Source organism: Inquilinus ginsengisoli, assembly GCF_031453975.1.
In the GTDB taxonomy this organism is placed as follows: Bacteria; Pseudomonadota; Alphaproteobacteria; order DSM-16000; family Inquilinaceae; genus Inquilinus; species Inquilinus ginsengisoli_A.
The window spans coordinates 281,065-300,463 of record NZ_JAVDPW010000005.1; the positions used below are offsets into that span (position 1 = coordinate 281,065).

10 protein-coding genes are annotated in these 19,399 nt (G+C 71.8%); 4 read left to right on the plus strand and 6 right to left on the minus strand.

Features of this window, described 5'->3' with window-relative positions:
• Nucleotides 1-3: 3 nt before the first annotated feature.
• Nucleotides 4-1,371, plus strand: a complete 1,368-nt coding sequence (locus E9232_RS15820) for a capsule polysaccharide biogenesis protein (protein WP_309795239.1) — start codon at nt 4-6, stop codon at nt 1,369-1,371.
• A complete protein-coding gene (locus E9232_RS15825) occupies nt 1,368-2,147 on the plus strand; it encodes an SDR family NAD(P)-dependent oxidoreductase (RefSeq protein WP_309795241.1) in 780 nt (259 codons plus the stop codon). The genes E9232_RS15820 and E9232_RS15825 overlap by 4 nt, the downstream gene beginning before the upstream one ends.
• On the opposite strand, the gene E9232_RS15830 is transcribed toward E9232_RS15825, so the two are convergent.
• From E9232_RS15830 to E9232_RS15840, 3 genes are all read right to left on the minus strand, one after another.
• Nucleotides 2,116-3,501, minus strand: a complete 1,386-nt coding sequence (locus tag E9232_RS15830; RefSeq protein WP_309795244.1) for an aminotransferase class I/II-fold pyridoxal phosphate-dependent enzyme — start codon at nt 3,499-3,501, stop codon at nt 2,116-2,118. The two genes, E9232_RS15825 and E9232_RS15830, sit on opposite strands and share 32 nt — an antisense overlap.
• Entirely contained in the window at nt 3,498-10,898 is a 7,401-nt protein-coding gene (locus E9232_RS15835) for a type I polyketide synthase (protein WP_309795245.1), read from the minus strand. The genes E9232_RS15830 and E9232_RS15835 overlap by 4 nt, the downstream gene beginning before the upstream one ends.
• Before the next feature lie 229 nt (nt 10,899-11,127).
• Nucleotides 11,128-12,567, minus strand: coding sequence for a mannose-1-phosphate guanylyltransferase/mannose-6-phosphate isomerase (locus E9232_RS15840; RefSeq protein WP_309795248.1), 1,440 nt, complete (start codon nt 12,565-12,567; stop codon nt 11,128-11,130).
• Between the two features lie 324 nt (nt 12,568-12,891).
• On the opposite strand from E9232_RS15840, the gene E9232_RS15845 reads away from it, so the two are divergent.
• Nucleotides 12,892-15,486 (plus strand): glycosyltransferase, encoded by a 2,595-nt coding sequence (locus tag E9232_RS15845; RefSeq protein WP_309795249.1) that lies wholly within the window; start codon nt 12,892-12,894, stop codon nt 15,484-15,486.
• A gap of 139 nt (nt 15,487-15,625) precedes the next feature.
• Nucleotides 15,626-15,922 (plus strand): hypothetical protein, encoded by a 297-nt coding sequence (locus E9232_RS15850; RefSeq protein ID WP_309795252.1) that lies wholly within the window; start codon nt 15,626-15,628, stop codon nt 15,920-15,922.
• Nucleotides 15,923-15,971: 49 nt separating this feature from the next.
• Here E9232_RS15850 and E9232_RS15855 read toward each other — a convergent pair whose 3' ends face one another.
• The 3 genes from E9232_RS15855 to E9232_RS15865 form a co-directional block, all read right to left on the minus strand.
• Complete coding sequence (locus tag E9232_RS15855; protein ID WP_309795255.1) at nt 15,972-17,198, minus strand: AGE family epimerase/isomerase; 1,227 nt, start codon at nt 17,196-17,198, stop codon at nt 15,972-15,974.
• A 174-nt stretch (nt 17,199-17,372) separates the two neighbouring features.
• On the minus strand, nt 17,373-18,890 hold the full coding sequence (locus E9232_RS15860; protein ID WP_309795257.1) for a phosphomannomutase/phosphoglucomutase: 1,518 nt from the start codon (nt 18,888-18,890) through the stop codon (nt 17,373-17,375).
• Nucleotides 18,891-19,079: 189 nt separating this feature from the next.
• Entirely contained in the window at nt 19,080-19,355 is a 276-nt protein-coding gene (locus E9232_RS15865; RefSeq protein WP_309795259.1) for an HU family DNA-binding protein, read from the minus strand.
• Between the last annotated feature and the right edge of the window lie 44 nt (nt 19,356-19,399).

Consider the following 19,399-nt stretch of genomic DNA (forward strand, 5'->3'; position numbering starts at 1 on the left):
ACCGTGAGCGGGCGAGCCGGCCGCCCGTTCGCCCCTGCGGCGCGGGTGGCCGAAGCCCCGGTGGCCCCCGTCGCGGCGGGGGCCACGACCGGCCCTGACGCGGGGCGCCTGCGGGGGCGGGTGTTCCTGTTCCTGCAGGGGGCGGCAACCCCGTTCCACCGGCGCTTGGCGATGGCGCTGGAGGAGGCGGGCGCCCGCGTCGTCAAGATCAACATCTGCGGCGGCGACGCGGTGTTCTGGCGCCGCCCGGCCATCGCCTTCCGCGGCCGGTTCCAGGCCTGGCGCGGCTTCTGCGCCGGGATCCTCGACACCGAAGGGATCACCGACCTCGTGCTGTTCGGCGACTGCCGACCGCACCACGCCGTGGCGGTCGACCTCGCCCGCCGCCGCGGCATCGGGCTGCATCTGTTCGAGGAGGGCTATCTCCGCCCCGGCTGGGTCACCCGCGAGGTCTGGGGTGTGAACGGCCATTCCGACCTGCCGCGGACCCCGGTCGGGTTCCTGGCCCTGGCCCGGACGATCGATCCGCCGCCGGCCGCGCCGCCGGTGCCGTCGCATTTCCTGCACCGGGCGGTGTGGGACGTGCTGTGGACCGTTGGGCTGATCGCGCTGATGCCGATGTTCCCGCATTACCGCCACCACGCGCTCGACCACCCGCTGGTGGAATATGCCGGCTGGCTGGGGCGCTTCGCCCGGGCGCCGCGGGTCCGGCGCGAGGCGCGGCGGGTAATGGGGCGGCTGGCGGGTGAAGCGGGCCGCTACTATCTGCACCCGTTGCAGCTCGACACCGATTTCCAGATCCGCACCCATTCCCGCTACGGCGACACCTTGGCGGCCGCGCGCGAGGTCGTGGCCTCCTTCGCCCGCCATGCCGATCCCGGCAGCCGCCTGGTGGTGAAGCTGCACCCGCTCGACTTCCGGCCCGGCCGCAAGCGCCGCCAGGTCGAGGCGCTGGCCGCCGAGCACGGGGTCGCGGCGCGGGTCGACTTCCTCGACGGCGGTGACCTGCAGCTTCTGGTCGACGGCGCCCGCGGCGTGGTGGTGGTCAATTCCACCGTCGGCCTGTTCGCGTTGGAGCGGGGCAAGCCGGTGAAGGCGCTCGGCACCGCCGTGTTCGACCTGTCCGGGCTGACCTTCCAGGGCGCGCTCGATCGCTTCTGGGTGGATGGGGCACCGCCGCAGCCCGAACTGCTGGACGCCTTCCGCCGCGTGGTGGTGGCGCGGACCCAGATCCCGGGCGGCTTCTTCTCGGGGCCGGGCCTCGACCTCGCGGTCACCGGCGCCCGCCGCCGCATCATCGACGGCGATGTCCAGCCGCTGGCGCAGCAGGATGCGGCCTGGGCGGCGACCAAGGTCGGAGAGGCGGTATGACCCAGGCGGTGGTGGTGACCGGAGCGTCGCATGGGCTCGGCGCCGCGCTGGCCCGGCACTATGCGGCGCCCGGCGTGGCGCTGGGCCTGGTAGGCCGCAATGCCGCCCGGCTGGCCGAGGTCGCCGATGCCTGCCGGCAGCGGGGTGCGACGGTGGAGACGGCCGAGATCGACGTCCGCGAGACCGCACGCCTCGGCGACTTCATCCGCGGCTTCGACGCGCGCCATCCGGTGGCGGTGGTGATCGCCAATGCCGGGGTCGAGGCGGGGCTGGCGCCGGGGCGCCGCTCCGAACCCGACGCCTCGGTCCTGGCCCAGCTCCGCATCAATCTCGAAGGCGCGATCGCCACCGTCTCGCCGCTGATCGAGCCGATGCGCGGCCGCCGCGCCGGCCGCATCGTGCTGATCGCGTCGCTGGCCGCGCTGATGCCGCTGGCGGACCAGCCGGCCTATTCCGCCTCCAAGGCCGGGCTGGTGGCCTGGGGCGAGGCGCTGCTGGCCTGGCTGCGGCGCGACGGCATCCGCGTCACCATCGTCTGCCCGGGCTATGTCGCCACCGGCATGAGCGGGCCCTATCGCGGCGCCCGGCCGTTCGAATGGAGCGCGGAGCGGGCCGCCGCCCACATTGCCGGTCGCGTCGCCCGCGGCCGGGCCTGGGTGGCGTTTCCCTGGCCGCTGGTGTGGCTGATCCGGCTGGGGCGGCTGGCGCCGCGGTCGGTCCGCGCTGCCTTCATCGACCGCTTCCTCAGATTCGAGATCGACGCCCCGGCGGCCTAGAGCCGAGCCGATCCAGCAGGGACGGCTCGCGGTCCAGCCGGTCGCGTTCCTCGGCCAGGATCGCGATGGCGCGGTCGATCTGGTCGCGGCTGTGCTCGGCGGTGATGAAGCAGCGCAGCCGGGCGGATTTCTCCGGCACCGCCGGGTGCACGATCGGCGAGGCGTTGATGCCGCGCTCCAGCAGCCGGTTGGACAGCAGCACCGCCTTCACCGAATCCCCCAGGATGATCGAGATGATCGCGTGCCCCTCGGCCAGGCCGGTGTCCAGGCCGGCGGCCTTGGCGCGGTCGAGGAAATGGCGGGAATTGGCCTGCAGCCGCACCACCCGGCCCTCGTCATCGGCGATCAGCAGCTCCAGCGCGGTCAGCGCCGCCAGCGCCATCGGCGGCGGCAGGCCGACGCTGTAGACGAAGCCCGACGCCATCAGCTTGAGGTACTCGACCAGCGGTCCCGACCCGGCGATGTAGCCGCCACAGGAGGCCAGGGTCTTGGACAGCGTGCCCATCCACAGGTCGACCTGCCGCGGATCGATGCCGCTGGCCTCGGCGATGCCCCGGCCGGTGCGGCCGAGCACGCCGAGGCCATGCGCCTCATCGACCATCAGCCAGGCGCCGAAGCGCTGCTTGATCGCGACCAGCCGGGCCAGGTCGATGGTGTCGCCATCCATCGAATACAGGCTCTCGACCACGACCAGCACGCGCTTGAACCGGTCGCGCTCGGCCGCCAGCAGGGCCTCCAGCGTGTCGAGATCGTTGTGCGGGAACGACCGCCGCTGTGCCCCGGACAGCTGGGTGCCGGTGATCACGCTGCTGTGGATCAGCGCATCGTGCAGCACCAGATCCTGCGGCCCCATGATCTGGCCGATGGCGGCGACATTGGTGGCGTGGCCGCTGACGAAGGTCACCGCGTCCTCGACGCCGTGGAACTCCGCCAGCCGCCGCTCCAGCGCCGCATGGAACGGGCGCTCGCCCGCCACCAGCCGGCTGGCCGACACCGAGGTGCCGTAATCGTCGATCGCCGCCTTGGCCGCGGCGGCCACGGCAGGATGGCCGTTCAGGCCGAGATAGTCGTAGGAGGCGAAGTTGACGATCTCCCGGCCGTCGATCCGCGACAGCGCCCCGGCGCGCTGCTGATGGGTGCGGAAGAACGGGCTGGCGATGCCGAGCAAATCCGCCGTCGCGCGCTGCATCCGTAGGGCCTCGAACCCGGGCAGGCTTTCGAAGTCGGTGTCATAGCGCTTCGGCTCGGCCGCGGGCAGCGGCACCGCGGCGGTGGCCGCCTTGTCACGGACCTCGCTGATCAGCGACCGCAGCGCGGCGGCGGACAGGCGTCCGCTCTGCTGGGGCCGGGTCATCCCAGCACCCGCCGCGTGGTCTTCGCCCGTTCGCGCACCATGCCGGCACTCTCTCCATCCAGGTCGATCGTCATGTGCTTCGCCAGCAGTTGCGCCTCCGCGGTCTCCGGCGCCTCCTCGCGGCCGGCCGAAGCCTCGGCACCGCCGCGCAGCCGGGCCACGATCTTGGCGCCGAGGTCGTTCAGGCTGAGGCCGGCGCCGATCGACAGGAACGGCAGGTCGATGCCGTAGCGGTTCTGCATCGCCGCATCCAGCTCCAGCCCCATCAGCGAATCCATCCCCAGCTCGGCGAAGGGGCGGTCGGCGTCGATCTCGGAGGGCGGCATGCGCAGGATGCGGCCGATCTCGCCCAGCATGGTCGCGGTGACGACGCCCAGCGCCTCGGCCTCGGTCCGGCCGGCGATCATGGCGGCCAGGTCGACCTCCGCCTCCGCCGTCTCGCCGCGGCGGCGGTCGGCCATCTGCGACAGGCGCGGCGTGGCCAGGATCGGCAGCTCGCGGGTCGCCGCCTGCCAGTCGATCCGGGCGCAGACCACCACCGCGTCCTCGATTGCATTCGACGGCCGGGCCAGCAGGCGGCCGAGATGGTCGAGCGCCTCTGCCGCCTTCAGCGAGGACCGGCCGAGCCGGCGCTTCAGGGCGTCGCCCATCGCGGCATCGCGGGCCAGCACGCCGGCATCGGCGATCGCGCCCCAGGCCACCGCCAGGGCCGGCAGCCCCTGGGCGCGGCGGGTGCGCGCCAGCTCCTCGAGATAGGCGTTGGCGGCGACGTAGTTGGCCTGGCCGGGATTGCCGATCAACGTGGTGGCGGAGGAGAACAGCACGAAATAGTCCGGCGTCCGCGTCCGGCTGACCAGGTCGAGATGGATCGCGCCGGTGATCTTCGGCGCCAGCACCGAGGCGATCCGCGACGCGTCGAGGTCCCGCACCAGCCCGTCATCCAGCACCATCGCGGCGTGGATGATGCCGCGCAGCGGGCCGTGCCGGCGCTCCAGCGCGGCCAGCAGCCGCTCGCAGGCCGGCCGGTCGGTGACATCCAGCCGCTCGGCCGCCAGGGTGACGCCCCGCGCCGCCAGCCGGTCGGCCTTGGCCCGCTCCGCCGGGGCCAGCACGCCGCGGCGGGAGGCGACGACGATGGTCTTCGCCCCATGTTCCGCCAGCCACAGCGCCGCCTCGAAGCCGAAGCCGCCGGTGCCGCCGGTGACCAGGTGGAAGCCGGTCTCCTGCGCCTGGAACGGCGCCTCGGCCGCCGGCGGCGCCGGGGTCTCGCGCGGCGGGGTGATCACGATCTTGCCGATATGGCCGGCGCCCTGCATCAGCCGGAACGCATCCTCCACCCGGTCGGACGCGAACACGCGGTAGGGCAGGGGGGTGAGGCGGCCCTGGTCGAACAGCCGGTCGAGGTCGCGCAGCAGCCGCCCGGTCAGCGACGGCTGGGCGTTGAGCAGCTGGTCGGCGTCGACCCCGAAATAGGAGACGTTGCGGGCGAAAGCGCGCAGCCCCACCGCGGTGTCGGCGACGAAGTCGCGCTTGCCCAGCTCGATGAAGCGGCCGAAGGGCTTCAGCGCCCGCAGGCTGCGGCGCATGGCGTCGCCGGACAGCGAGTTCAGCACCACGTCGACGCCGCCCAGCCGCCAGCGGATCTCGTCGGCGAAGGCCAACGACCGGGAATCCAGCACCAGGTCGGCGCCCATCAGCTGGGCCAGGGCGCGCTTGTCCTCGTTGCCGGCGGTGGCGACGACGGTGGCGCCGCGCAGCTTGGCGATCTGCAGCGCCGCCAGCCCGACGCCGCCGGCGGCGCCATGGATCAGCAAGGTCTCGCCGCGGCCCAGCCGGGCCTGGTGGACCAGGGCGTACCAGGCGGTGATGAAGGCGACCGGCATGGTCGCCGCGGCGGCCAGGTCGATGCCCTCGGGCACCCGCATCACCACCTGGGCCGGTACCGTCACATGGCTGGCGAAGGCGGCCGGGGCGAAGGCCATGACCCGGTCGCCCTCGCGCAGCGTCGTCACCGCCGCACCGACGCGGCGGACGGTGCCGGCGCATTCGAAGCCCAGCGTCGGGCCGGCGAAGCCGTCCTCGAGATAGTCGTCCGGCAGCAGGCCCAGCGAGAACATCACGTCGCGGAAGTTCAGCCCGCTGGCCGCGACCTCGATCTCGACCTCGTCCGGCGCCGGCGCGCGGCGGCCGGCGGCGGTCCAGCCGATGCGGCCGAGGCTGCCGGGGGCGGCGAGGTCGAGGCGGGCGCCCCAATCCTCCGCCGCAGCCGGCTGCGGGGGTGGCGGCGCCGGCTCGACCCGGCTGACCGCGATGCCGTCGCGGTCGATCTCGAATTCGGTGTCCAGCGTCGCCGCGCCGATGATGCGGGCCAGCAGCGGCGCCGCGACATCGTCCGGCGTCACCGGGGCCAGCTCGACGAAGCGGATGGCGAGTCCGGGATATTCGTTGGCCAGGGTGCGGCTGAACGCCTTCAGCGCGGTGGCCAGGCCGCGGCCGCCATCGGCCTTGCCGTTGACCTTGCCGCAGCGGGCGACCAGCCACAGCGTGTGGCCGGCCTTGCCCTGCTGTGCCGCCTCTAGCTGCGCCCGCACCGTCAGGATCGCCTGGGTCAGGAAGGCGACCGGGTCGCGCGCGGCGTCCAGCATCAGCAGCAGCAGGACGGTGTCGCCGCCCACCGGCGGGGCGGCCTCGTCGATCCGGACGTGATGGCCCTGCCGGCGCAGATGGTCGCCCAGATCAGCCAGCAGCTCGGTGTCGGCGCCGGGCACCGATGGCGGCCGGATCAGGATGGTGCGGCCAGGCGCGGCGACCGTGTCGGCCGTCCGGGACCGCTCCCACAGCACCAGCTGCGCCGCCGCACCCGGCGTGCCGGCCTGGTGCCGCGCGGCGGCGCGGAAGCCGGCCTGCGCCAGCCCCTCGGCCAGCGCCAGCCCGGGCCTTTCCTCCAGGCCGCCGAGCAGCAGGGCGGTCACGGCGTCGGGAATCAGGTCGAGGGTGATGACGGGGGCGCCGGGGCGAAGCCGCTCCGCGATGCGCGGCCCCAGCCGTGCCTCCTCCGCCGACCGCGCACCGCCGACCGCCAGGGCCAGGTCGAAGCCATGCGGCGCGCCGGCCTCGTCCTCCTCCAGGATCCGCAGCCCGGCCTGGCGCGGCGTGCGGGCGGCCAGGGCCTCCAGCGCCTTGGGCTCCGGCCCGGTGACGGCCACGGTGATCGCGCCGCTGCGGACCAGCGGCAGCAGCGCCGGGACCAGGTCGCCTTCCGGATCGATCAAGAGCAGCGCTACCGGCCCGGCCTGGCGGCCGGAGACCACGTCGCGCACCAGCTCGGCGGCCAGGTCCAGCAGCGGCGAGACCGCGCGGAAATGCGCCTCGACCCCCTTCGAGAACCGCACCGGCTCGCCGGTCCGCAGCGCCGCGACCAGGTCCCGCGACAGCCGTGCCGCCATCGCCACCTCGGCACCGCGGCCGGGATGGGCGGCCAGGATCGACCGCAGGATGGCCTGTGGCGACGGCAGGCGGGCCGCCGCGACCTGCCAGGCATCGTCCTGCACCGTCGCCAGTCCGAACTCCACCAGCAGCCGCAGCAGCGCCTCGAACTGCGGCAGGGCGGCGGCGGCCAGCCGGCCGTTGCGGCGCAGCCGATCAATACTGAAGCGCGAGGTGCCGGCCACGGCGCGCACCGCGCGATGGGCGATCGACCGCGCCCAGGCGGTCAGCAGCAGCCAGTCGTCGCCGGCCTGGTGCCGGTCGAGCAGCCCGGCTACGGCCCGTTCGAGATCCGCCAGGACGATCCCGCTGTCCTCGCCATCGTCCCAGGGCTTGCGCACCGAGCGGTACAGCACGTCGTCGCCGGCCCGCAGGCTCAGCTGGCTGCGCTGGAATCGGGCGCCGCGCAGCTCGGCGACGATGCCGTCCCCGGCGTCATGCAAAGTGATGTCGACCAGGAGGGACCGGGTGGTGGCGCGGCGCAGATGCAGCCGGGCCCGATGCACCGGCCGCGTCTCGTGCACCCGCAGCGACGCGAAGCGGACGGGCAGGAAGGCGCCGCCCGCACCGCCGCCGAGGCGGTCATAAAGCGGGAACAGGCCGTGGAACGCGGCATCCAGCGCGGTCGGGTGCAGCGCATGCCCGCTGGTGTACATCCCCTGGTCCGCCGCCTCCGGCGCCAGCTCGACGGTGATCGCCGTGTCGTCGTCGGTGGCGACCGACACCACGCGGCGGAAGCTCGGGCCATAGACCAGCCCGGCCGACAGGGCCGCGGCGTAGATCGCCTCGGCGGCGATGCGGCGGCGGGGGCCGTCTTCGTCGGTGCCGGCCTCCAGCGAGGCGGCGGGGCTGGGGCCAACCCGGCCGCGGGCGTGCAGCGTCCACTCCTCCTCGGCCAGGCGCTGCCGGCTCAGGATCTCGATCGCGCCGGTGCCCGGGGCCAGGCGCAGCAGGGTCTCGCGCGTCCCGGCCTCGGGGATCACCAGCGCCTGCAGGATGTCGAAATCCTCGACCTCGATCGCGGCCGCGTCGAACCACTGGCGGCCGGCGGCGACGGCCATCTCCAGGAGAGCCGCGGCGGGCACCACCACCTCGCCGGCCACCCGGTGGTCGGCGAGGTAGGGCAGGATCTCGGGGTCGAGCAGCCCGCGCCATTCCGACGCCGCGTCGCTCAGGCGGACGCCGAGCAGCGGATGGGCCGGCCGGGCCAGCCCCAGGTCGGCGCGTTCGACAGTGACGGCCTGGCGCAGGTCGCGGCGCTGCCAGGGATAGGCGGGCAGGGCCTGGCGCCGCCCGGCGGGCCGGTGGCCGAACAGCGGGCGGCGATCGACCGCGCCGCCGCGCAGCAGGGTGTGCAGCACGGCGCGCTGCACCGGGTCCTGCGCCGGCTCCTCGGCCGCCCGGTTGTCCAGGGTCGGCAGGATGGCGGCCTCGCGGCCCGCGGCGGCGGCGGTCTCGCGCAGATGGCCGGCCAGGACCGGCCGGGGGCCGATCTCGACGAAGATCTCGGCGCCGAGGTCCAGCGCGGTGCGCGCCGCCGCGTCGAAATCCACCGGCTGGCGGATGTTGCGCCACCAGTATTCGGCGTCCAGCGCGGCGCCGCCCAGAATCCGGCCGGTCACGGCCGAGACGAAGGGAATCCGGCCTTCGGTCGAGGCCAGGCCGTGCAATGCCGCCCGCAGCGGCGCCTCGATCGGTGCCGTCAGCGGCGAATGGAAGGGATAGTCGACCGGGACGCGCTGCGCCGCCACCCGCCGCCGCTTGGCCAGCGCCAGGATCTCGTCGATCTGGTCCGCCGGCCCCGACAGGGTGACGCAGACCGGGCTGTTGACCGCGGCGACCGTCACCTGCGCCAGCCCGGCCTCGACCACCGCCTGCTCGGCCTCGGCCCGCGGCAGCATCAGCACCGCCATGGTGCCCAGGCCGCGCAGCTGCTCCTGGCACTGGCTGCGCCAATGGATGACCTGGATCGCCTGGTCCAGTGTCACCATCCCGGCGGTCACCGCCGCCGCGACCTCGCCGACGCTGTGGCCGATCACCATGGCCGGCGCCAGCCCTTCGGCGGCCAGCGCCGCGGCCAGGGCGACCTGGATCGCGAACAGCAGCGGCTGCGCGGTCGAGGTGGCGGGCAGCCGCTGCTCCAGCCCGGGATCCTGCAGGGCCTCGACCACCGACCAGCCGGCGATGGCAGCGAAGCGGGCATCGACGTCGTGCAGATGGTCGCGGAACGGCGCGCTGGCGCGGTAGGCCCGCAGGCCCATGCCGGCGAATTGCGACCCGTTGCCGGAGAAGGCGAAGCAGACCGGTCCCGCCCCGCCTTCCCGGCGGGCGGACAGCACCCGCTCGGCCTTGTCGCCCTGGACCTTGTCGCCCCCGGCGAAGCGCCGCAGCTGGGGTGCCGCGTCGGCGCCCAGCGGCAGGGCCAGGCGGTGCGGCAGCAGATCCCGGTCATGGGCGGCGTGCTGGGCGATCCGTGCCGGCGCGGCGCCCGGCCGCTCGAGGGCGTCGGCGTAGCGCCCGGCCAGGCTGCGCAGCGCCTCCTCGCCATGGGCCGACAGCAGCAGCACCCGCGCGGTGTCGTCCGGCGGGGCCGCCGGCACCTCGTCGGCGCGCGGCGACCGCAGCACCGCATGGGCATTGGTGCCGCCGAAGCCGAAGGAGGACACGCCGGCCTGGATCGGCCCGCCATCCGTGCCCAGGGCCACCGCCTTGTGCGCCGGCACCAGGTTCAGCGCCTCGAACGGAATGTCCGGATTGACGGCGTCGAGATGCAGCGTCGCCGGCAGCAGCCGATGCTCGATCGCCAGGATGGCCTTGACCATGCCGGCCAGGCCCGAGGCGGGCTCGAGATGGCCGATGTTGGACTTGACCGAACCGATCGGCAGGGGCGCGTCGCGCCGCTGGCCGATGGCCCGGCCGATCGCCTCGGCCTCGGCGGGGTCGCCGACCCGGGTGCCGGTGCCGTGCGCCTCGACGAAAGCCAGCGCGTTGGGGTCGATGCCGGCGTCGCCGTACAGCCGCTCCAGCAGCTGGCGCTGGGCGTCGGTGGAGGGCAGCGACATGCCGACCGTGCGGCCGTCGGAATTGACCCCGGTGGCGTCGACCATGACCCGCGGCGACCGCCCGCCCGCCAAGGCGGCGTCGAGGCGGCTCAGCACCAGCACGGCGGCGCCCTCGGCCCGGACATAGCCGTCGGCCGCGGCGGCGAAGGGGCGGCACAGGCCGGAGGGCGACAGCATGCCGGCGCGCGAGAAGCCGTAGAAGGCGTGCGGCGACCCCAGGATGTTCACCCCGGCCACCACGGCGGTGTCGATCTCGCCGCGGGCCAGCGCCCGGGTCGCCGCGTCGAGTGCGACCAGCGAGGACGAGCAGGCGGTGTCGATGGTCAGGCTGGGCCCGCGCAGGTCGTAGACGTAGGAGATGCGGTTGGCGATGATCGAGGCGGCGTTGCCGGTCATGAAATGGGTGTCGATGCCGCTCGCATCGCCGACCATCATGGTATAGCTGTCCATCGAGGACGCGCCGACGAACACGCCGACCGGCTGTCCGGCCAGGGTAGAGGGCGGCAGGCCCGCATCCTCCAGCGCCTCCCACACCAGTTCCAGCAGGATCCGCTGCTGCGGATCCATCTGCTCGGCCTCGCGCGGCGAGATCCGGAAGGCGGCGGCGTCGAAGCCGTGCGGCGCGTCGATCAGCCCGGCGGCGATGGTGTAGCTGCGGCCGGGCTCGCCGCGGCGGGGATGGTAGAACCGCTCGACCGCCCAGCGGTCGCTGCCGATGGTGGAGATGCTGCACCGCTCCTGGCGCAGCATCGACCAGAACGCGTCGGGACTGCCGGCGCCCGGCAGGCGGCAGGACATGCCGATGACCGCTACGGTCTCGTCCCGGAGTCTCGGAAGGCCTGCTGGCATGTCGGTTTTCTCTTCAAGCAACGGCATGGGCGGGCGGCGGGTCGGCGACGGCAGCGACACCTTACTGTAGGAATCGAGGCCGTGAAAACTGTAACAGGTTACAGAATCTACAAAGCGTAGATTTGAAATCTATTTGCCTTTCCCGAGATCGGCGTATCCGCCGTCGTTTCTGGTCGATCCCGAGCGTCGTCGGGGGCGTCCTCCCTGTGTCCTTTGCGGCGACGCGGCCTCAGGCGAGTGAGAACGCGTCGGCCTGTTCGAGCCGGACGACGTCGTCCTCGCCGAGATAGGGTCCGGCGCGGACCTCGATGAGCTCGAGGTCGATCTTGCCGGGGTTCTCCAGCCGATGGTCGGTGCCGATCGGCAGGTAGATCGCCTCGTTCTCGCGCAGGATGCGGGTCTGGCCTTCGAGCGTGACGCGGGCGGTGCCGGACAGCACCACCCAGTGCTCGGAGCGGTGGTAGTGGCGCTGCAACGCCAGCTCCTGCCCGGGATGGACGATCACGCGCTTGACCTGGAAACGGTCGCCGGCATGCAGCGACTTGACCGTGCCCCAGGGCCGGTAGATCTCGCGGTGGATCACCGCCTCGGGCCGCTTGGCGGCCTTCAGCCGGTCGGTGATGGCCTTGACGTCCTGGACCTGGTCCTTGGCCGCGACCAGCACCGCGTCGTCGGTGGCGATGACGATGGTGTCCTCCAGCCCGATCACGGCGGTCAGGATGCCGTCGCTGCGGATCAGGCAGTTGCGCGAGCCCAGCGCCAGGGCGTCGCCCTGGGTCAGGTTGCCGTCGGCGTCGCGGTCGCCGATCTCCCACAGCGAGGACCACGACCCGACATCGGTCCAGCCGATGGCGGCGGGGACGATGCCGGCGCGCTCGGTCTTCTCCATCACCGCATGGTCGATCGAGATCGAGGGGGCCTGGACGAAGGCGGCGGCGTCGAGCCGCAGGAAGGTGAGGTCGCGGGCGGCGGCCTTCAGCGCGGCGTCGGCCGCGGCCAGGACCTGCGGCGCGTGGCGGCCGACCTCGGCCAGGTACCGGCCGGCGGTGAACAGGAAGATGCCGGCGTTCCACAGGTGCCGGCCCTCGGCCAGGAACTGCTCGGCGGTCTCGCGCGGCGGCTTCTCGACGAAGCGGGAGACGGCGCGGGCGGCGGGAGCGCCCTCGATCGCCTCGCCCGGCAGGATGTAGCCGTAGCCGGTCTCGGGCGCGGTCGGCTGCATGCCGAAGGTCATGAGGTAGCCGGCGCGGGCGGCGGGCGCGGCGGCGGCGATGGCGGCGCGGAAGCCGGCGGGGTCGGCGATGTGGTGGTCGGCCGGCAGCACCAGCATCAGGGTGTCGGGGTCCTGGTCGGCCAGGAAGCGGGCGGCGACGGCGACGGCCGGGGCGGTGTTGCGGGCGACCGGCTCGAGGATGATGGCCGAGGGGGCGACCCCGATCTGGCGCATCTGCTCGGCGACGACGAAGCGGTGGTCGTCGGCACAGATGAAGACGGGCGGGGCGAAGCCGTCGGCCTCGCCGACCCGGGCCACCGTCTCCTGGATCATGGTCCCGTCCGACACCAGCGGCAGGAACTGCTTCGGGTACCCCGCCCGCGACAGCGGCCACAGCCGCGTCCCCGATCCCCCCGACAGCACCACCGGAACCACCGGCCGATCATTCCGAATCATCATCCGCTCCAGATTTCCGACGTTGAACCTGTATCGATGATCGTGATTGCGACTTCAACACTCACGAAATCATCGAATGTTGGGAAAAACTCACGCTATTCCGGGGTTGCTCCGATGATTTCATACGATGGTATGGCGCATATGTTTCGGAAATCTTACCCGGCATTCGGTCTATCGGGGTTTCCGCCACTGGTTCGACACGAAATCAGGTTTCGAGTCGTTAGGATTTGAATTTGAGTGCGCTGCAGCATAGTCTTCGATTCCGGGCGGGACGTCCAGTCGCCCTTTCGGATCCCTGTCTTCCCGGTCGAAGGATCGATGGCAATGAAGATTCAAGCTTTGGTCGCAGCCGTGATGCCCGATGCCTCCGGCTCGGCGATCGATCCCCACGAATTGCAGGACCTGGTCGAGGCGGCGGATTGGGACGGCGTGAACGCCCGCGCCCTGCTGTCGCGCGACGGCGCCGCGCCGCAGACCCGGCGCACCGCCCTGGTCGACCGGCTGCACGGCGTGGCCCGGGAATCGGACGAAACCTTCGATCCCGTCGCCACCGCCAAGGCCGCGGCCGCCCTGTGCCTGTCGCAGCACAACCATGTGCTGTCCCCGCTCGACCAGCCGTCGATCGGCGGCGTCTTCGTCGAGGACGGCATGCTCCATCTCTGGGGCATCAACCAGCTCGACCCGGCCCAGCCGGTGGACCTCGCCTTGGTGGTCGACGGCCGCCGGATCTTCGACGCGCGGACCGACCCGGAGACCGGCCGGCTGGTCTTCGCCGCCACCCGGCTGCATGCGCGCCACCGCTCGCTCGCCCTCGACCTCGACGGCACCCTGATCCAGGGGCCAGCCTTCACCGCGCTGTCCTTCTGGAAGGACGCCGATTCGCTGCACGACCTCGCCAACCACCTCACCGACATGCTCGGCGCCTACGACTATCTCGGCGCCCGCTACAAGGTGAAGAGCGACCTGCCGAAGACGATGGCCCGCCTCGACGCCTCCGGCGGCGAGAAGATCAAGGGCCGCGTCCCCGAATTCCTGCGCTACATGGCGAACAAGTACGACTGCGACACCAAGAACCTGGTCGGGTACTACGGCACGTCGCAATGGATCATTTCCGACATCATGGAGTATGTCGACCGCAGAAGCATCTTCTGCATGACCAACGAGATCAGCGAGGCGCTGTCGGAAGGGGTCTTCAACAAGCGGGCCCTGAAGAACGACGTCTCGCTCGGGCTGTTCGCATTCTGGCGCCGGCACTACCAGCACATCGACATCTTCAGCGACGAGGGCTTGCGCAAGATCCAGTACAAGTTCGCCACCGCGCCGTTCATCAGCGACAAGAACAACCAGCTGCTGATCACCAAATCGCTCAAGGAGCGGCTGAGCCAGGTGGTCGACGCCTACCGGTCGCGCGCCGTGCCGTGGAGCTGGTACTGGCTGTTCCGGCACGAGGACGAAGGCACCACCCACAAGATGATGGACACCGGCTACGCGCTGACCCTGTCCTTCAAGGAGGTGCTGGCCGATCTGATCGAGGACAACCGCTGCTCGTTCAACCCACGCAACTGGATGTCCTTCTGGGGGTCGACGCCGCATGAGGTCGCGGGCAGCTTCACCCGCTTCGACCTCGCCCTGATCTCGCTCCTGAACGGCCGCGCGGTGCCCGAGGAGCTGATCGCCGAGCGTGGCCCGGAAGCCTTGCGCCAGCAGCTGATCGACGCCGTCTATGCGCGGGCACCGAAGCTGGCCGCGATCTCGGCCGTGGCGCCGGAGCTGGCGACCGCAGCGGCGGGCGAACCGGCGATCGAGAAGATCGACCTGGTGATCGTCGGCCATGCCAATGCCACCGGCCTCGGCCGCAACCTCAACATGTTCGTCGAAGCGCTGGCCGACCTCGACCCGCTGGTGTTCAACGCCGATGACGGGCAGTGCGTCAACCCGGAGGGGCGCTACCGCGAGGACATGAACATCCGCGCCCGGGTGGTGCTGCTGTGCGTCAACGCCGACCGGGCGCCGGAGATGATCGCGCGCTTCGCCTCGATCTGCGAGGACGCGCACATCATCGGCTTCTACCTCTGGGAGACCGACACCCCGCCCGAGACCCATCTGCTCGGCGCCAATGCGGTGGACGAGATCTGGGCCCCGTCCGGCTTCGTCGCCGACGGCTACCGCAAGATCACCTCGACGCCGATCACCAACGTCAGGAAGGGCCTGGCCCAGCCGCCGAACCGGGTGTTCAGCCCGTTCCTCGAGCGCTTCCGGCGCAGCCCGAGCGAGCTGATCTTCCTGTCGCTCGCCGAATTCGGCTCCTCGATCGTGCGCAAGAACCCGCTCTCGGTTGTCAAGGCGTTCCAGCAGGCCTTCGCCGAGGGCGACGACGAGGTCCGGCTGCTGCTCAAGATGCGCGAGATCGACCCGGCGCATTGGAGCAACTTCGACGGCTATTGGGAGGAGGTCGAGGAGCGCATCACCGGCGACTCCAGGATCGAGATCGTCGAGGGCAACCTGACCGACGCCGAATACTGGTCGCTGATCGAATCCTCCGACGTCTTCGTCGCCCTGCACCGGGCGGAAGGCTTCGGCTACGGCATCGCCGACGCCATGATGCTGGGCAAGCCGGTGATCGTCTCGGACTATTCCGGCACCCAGGATTTCTGCGAGCACGAGAACGCCTTCCTGGTCGGGGTCGACGTCACGCCGACGCCGCCGGAGCAGATGCGCAGCAAATCCTATGTCGGCCATTGGGCCAGCCCGCGCGTGGCGGAGGCCGCGGCGGCGATGCGGGCCGTGGTGGCCGATCGCGACGCGGCGCTGGCCAAAGCGGCCAAGGGCCAGCAGCGCATCTTCGCCGATTACGACTTCAGCGCTTGGAGTGAGGGGCTGGCCGAGCGCATCCGGGCGCATCTGCCGCGGCAGGCCTGACGGCGGCGCCTCGGTCTGGCCTGTCCCTGCGCCGCCGGCCTCTTGCCGGCGGCCGGCGGGCCCGATCGCATTTCCCGGTTCCGGCCGCGCCCGCGACAGGCGGGCCTGCGTCTTCGCCGGCGGGGAGAAGGGCCGGACGATGCCACTGCTGATCGCCGCGGCCTATGTCGCGCTGTCAACCTTCCAGGCGGTCGTGATCTGTGTCGGGCTGGTGGCCTGGACCGGCATCCCGACGGTGGTGGCGGTGCTGATCGCCACCCTGTTCGGGCTGATGCCGGGGGTGGGAACGATCCTGGCAATCCTCGCCGCCGCCTCGGCCTGGGAATGGCCGTGGCTGGGGTCGACCACCCTGTTCTGCAGCCTCATCGCCCTGTGGGGCCATGTGGCGCTGCGCTATGCCGTCCCGGCCCTGTCGACCACGCCCGAGGGGGATTAGCGGGCCGGCCGGCCACACGAGCAGCCGGCCGATCCGTTCCGGGCTTGCGTCAGGCCACCGCCTGCGCCGTTGCGACCGGGCCCAGGCTGCCATTGGCGAAGGCCCGCTCCAGCTCCTCGATGGCGCAGATGATGTGGTAGAAGGTGCTGGCCGGCGCCGGCTCCTCGATGAAGCTGCCATCGGGCTTCAGCTTGTCGCGCCACAGGCCGGGCACCGCCACGTCCAGATAGGTGAACAGGGTCCGGATGCCGGCGACGGCACGGCCGCGCCACAGCGACCGCTCGGCCTCGGTGGTCGCCACGCCGGCCAGGGCGACCGCCGCCTTGATCCGCTCGGTCTGCGGCCACAGCCGGGCACCGGGGTCGAGCGGCGAGGCATCGTCGAGGATGGCGTTGACCGCGGCGTCACGCGCAGGGTCGACGCCGGTCGCCTCCGACGCCTCGGCCATCCGCCGCGCGGCCGCCACGGCGTCCTCGCGGCCGCGCAGCTTGCCCCAGCGCACCAGCAGCCAGGCCCATTCGAACAGGTGCCCGGGCTCGACGATGCGGCCGTCCCGGCCGGCCACCGGCGCCCAGTCGCCGTCGAAGAATTCGCGGAGGTAGCCGGTGGCGGGGTCGATCAGCCGGGTCAGCGCCAGCTGCGCGATCTCGTCGGCCAGCGCGTTCCACGCCGCCTGGTCGGGTCCGACCCCCAGCTCGACCCAGGCCAGCGATGCCTCCAGCAGATGCATGTGCGGGTTGGCCAGCAGCGGCAGCTTGCGCGGCGCGGCCTCCTCGAAGCCGCCGGCCGGATTCTTCAGCGTCGCCTCCAGGCGCTGCCGCAGCCGCGACGCCGCCGCCACCAGCGGCGCCGGGTCGGCGACCACGGTGCTGGCGGCGGCCAGGGCGAACAGGGCGAAGGCCTGGTCGTACAGCACCACGCTGTCGTCCAGCGTCGCGCCCTCGGCCGAGACCAGGGTGCGGAAGGTGCCGTCCGGCCGCTCATAGGCGCCGCGGAAGAAGGTCAGCCCATGCTCCACCGCCTGGGCGGACGGGCCGGTCCAGCCCAGCCGCCCGGCCACGGCGAAGGCGAAGACCTGCCGCGCCTGGACGCGGGCGCGGCGCGGCTCGATGCACGGCGTGCCGTCGAGATCCAGCCGCTCGTGGAAGCCGCCGCGCTCGCGGTCGGCGCCGGTCTCCCACCAGATCGGCAGCGCCTGGGTGGTCAGCCAGGTCATCAGGCGATCGCGCAGGCCCTGCAGGGTCGCGCTCTGCTCGCTCACGGTCGGGATCGTCATCTTCGGCTCCAGCGGCAAAGAAGGTCTACCAACGGCAGGACACAGCGACAGGTCTACGCGTCCAAGATGGTCATCGCGAGGCGCGTCTCTTTGATCCGGGGATCGTGGCAATCCAGCGGCCGGATCCGGCATGGATTGCCACGCCCCAGCGGGGCTCGCAATGGCGGGTCGATATCAGATGGTCTGATTGTAGGCGCCGACTTCGGCATTTTCGCGCAGCACGCCGTCCACGGCCTTGAACATCTCATGCAGCCGGTCCTTCGACACCGGGCTTTCGACCACCACCACCAGCTCCGGCTTGTTGGAGGAGGCGCGGACCAGCCCCCAGGTGCCGTCCTCGGTGGTCACCCGGATACCGTTGACCGTGACCATATCGACGATGCGGTGGCCGGCCAGCCCGCCATTGGCGGCGATCTCGCGGAAACGCTTCTCCACCCGCTCGACCACCTCGTACTTCACCTCGTCGGCGCAATGCGGCGACATGGTCGGCGACCCCCAGGTCTTCGGCAGGGCACGGTACAGGTCGGCCATGCTGGCATCCGGGTTGCGGTCCATCATCTCGCAGACGGCGATGGCGGTGACCAGCCCGTCGTCATAGCCGCGGCCGATCGGCGGGTTGAAGAAGAAATGGCCGGACTTCTCGAAGCCGGCCAGGGCGTTCAGGTCCCGCACCCGGCGCTTGATGTAGGAATGGCCGGTCTTCCAATAGTCGGTCTTGGCCCCCTGGGCGTGCAGCACCGGGTCGGCCGCGAATAGGCCAGTCGACTTCACATCGACCACGAACTGCGCGCCGGGGTGCAGCGCCGACAGGTCGCGCGCCAGCATCACGCCGATCTTGTCGGCGAAGATCTCATGGCCCTCGCCGTCGACCACGCCGCAGCGGTCGCCGTCGCCGTCGAAGCCCAGGCCGAAATCGGCGCCGGTCTCGCGCACCTTGGCGGCGATGGCGTGCAGCATCTCCATGTCTTCGGGGTTGGGGTTGTAGTTCGGGAAGGTGTGGTCCAGCTCGACGTCGAGCGGGATGACGTCGATGCCGATCGCCTCCAGCACCTGCGGGGCGAAGGCGCCGGCGGTGCCGTTGCCGCAGGCGGCGACCACCTTCAGCCGGCGCTTGATCGCCTTGCCCCGGGTCAGCTCCTCGACATACTGCTCGGCGAAGCCTTCGACGAAGCGGTAGCCGCCGCCCGCACGCGACACGAAGGCACCGGACAGTACGATGTCGCGCAGGCGGCCCATCTCCTCCGGCCCGAAGGTGACCGGGCGGCTGCAGCCCATCTTCACCCCGGTCCAGCCATTGTCATTGTGCGAGGCGGTGACCATCGCCACGGCAGGGACGTCCAGCGCGAACTGGGCGAAATAGGCCATCGGCGACACCGCCAGGCCGATGTCGTGCACGGTGCAGCCGGCCGCCATCAGCCCCTGCGCCAGCGCGATCTTGATGGCCATGGAATAGCCGCGGAAATCATGCCCGACCACGACCTCGGGCGGCACCCCGACCTCGTGCAGATAGGTGCCGAGGCCCAGGCCCAGCGCCTGCACCCCCATCAGGTTCAGCTCCGGCGGCTTGTCGGATCCAGGATGCCCGAACCACCAGCGGGCGTCGTATTCGCGGAAACCGGTCGGCTTCACCAGCGGCGTGGTCTCGAAGGCGTAGGTGTTGGGAACCAGGTCGGCGGAGGGCTTGGGGAACATCGGGGAGGTCCTTGGCGGGAGCGTGCGGGAAGGGCGGCGGCAGGCAATACACAACCCATCGCCGGCCATGGGGCCGGCGGCGATGACGATCGCGGAGGCTGGGACCGGCCCTGTCTCCGCGTCGGTACGGACCTTCTTGGGGGAAGGCGGGACCCGGCCTGTCGGCCGGGACCCGCCATCACGGATGCGTCAGGCGTTCAGCAGTTCGCGCACCGGCTTGGATGGGCTGAACACCACCTTCTTCGAGGCAGCGATCGTGATCGGCTGCCCGGTGGTGGGGTTGCGGCCCTCGCGCTCCGGCCGGATCGCGACCTTGAAGCGGCCGAAGCCCGAGATCGAGACCTCGTCGCCCTTGGCCGCGGATTCGGTGATCGCCTGGAAGATGCTGGTGAGGATGCGCTTGGCGCGGACGCGCGGCAGCTTGTGGTCCTGGGCCAGCTGTTCGATCAGCTCCGAGGTGTTCATCGTCGTTCCTCTAGGTGGGAAAGGGCGCATCGCACCCGGGGAAG

Coding starts and splice junctions, on each gene's coding strand:
- E9232_RS15840 (WP_309795248.1), bottom strand. CDS start 12,567: ATGATTCGGAATGATCGGCCGGTGGTTCCGGTGGTGCTGTCGGGGGGA.
- E9232_RS15845 (WP_309795249.1), top strand. CDS start 12,892: ATGAAGATTCAAGCTTTGGTCGCAGCCGTGATGCCCGATGCCTCCGGC.
- E9232_RS15860 (WP_309795257.1), bottom strand. CDS start 18,890: ATGTTCCCCAAGCCCTCCGCCGACCTGGTTCCCAACACCTACGCCTTC.
- E9232_RS15825 (WP_309795241.1), top strand. CDS start 1,368: ATGACCCAGGCGGTGGTGGTGACCGGAGCGTCGCATGGGCTCGGCGCC.
- E9232_RS15835 (WP_309795245.1), bottom strand. CDS start 10,898: ATGCCAGCAGGCCTTCCGAGACTCCGGGACGAGACCGTAGCGGTCATC.
- E9232_RS15855 (WP_309795255.1), bottom strand. CDS start 17,198: ATGACGATCCCGACCGTGAGCGAGCAGAGCGCGACCCTGCAGGGCCTG.
- E9232_RS15850 (WP_309795252.1), top strand. CDS start 15,626: ATGCCACTGCTGATCGCCGCGGCCTATGTCGCGCTGTCAACCTTCCAG.
- E9232_RS15830 (WP_309795244.1), bottom strand. CDS start 3,501: ATGACCCGGCCCCAGCAGAGCGGACGCCTGTCCGCCGCCGCGCTGCGG.
- E9232_RS15865 (WP_309795259.1), bottom strand. CDS start 19,355: ATGAACACCTCGGAGCTGATCGAACAGCTGGCCCAGGACCACAAGCTG.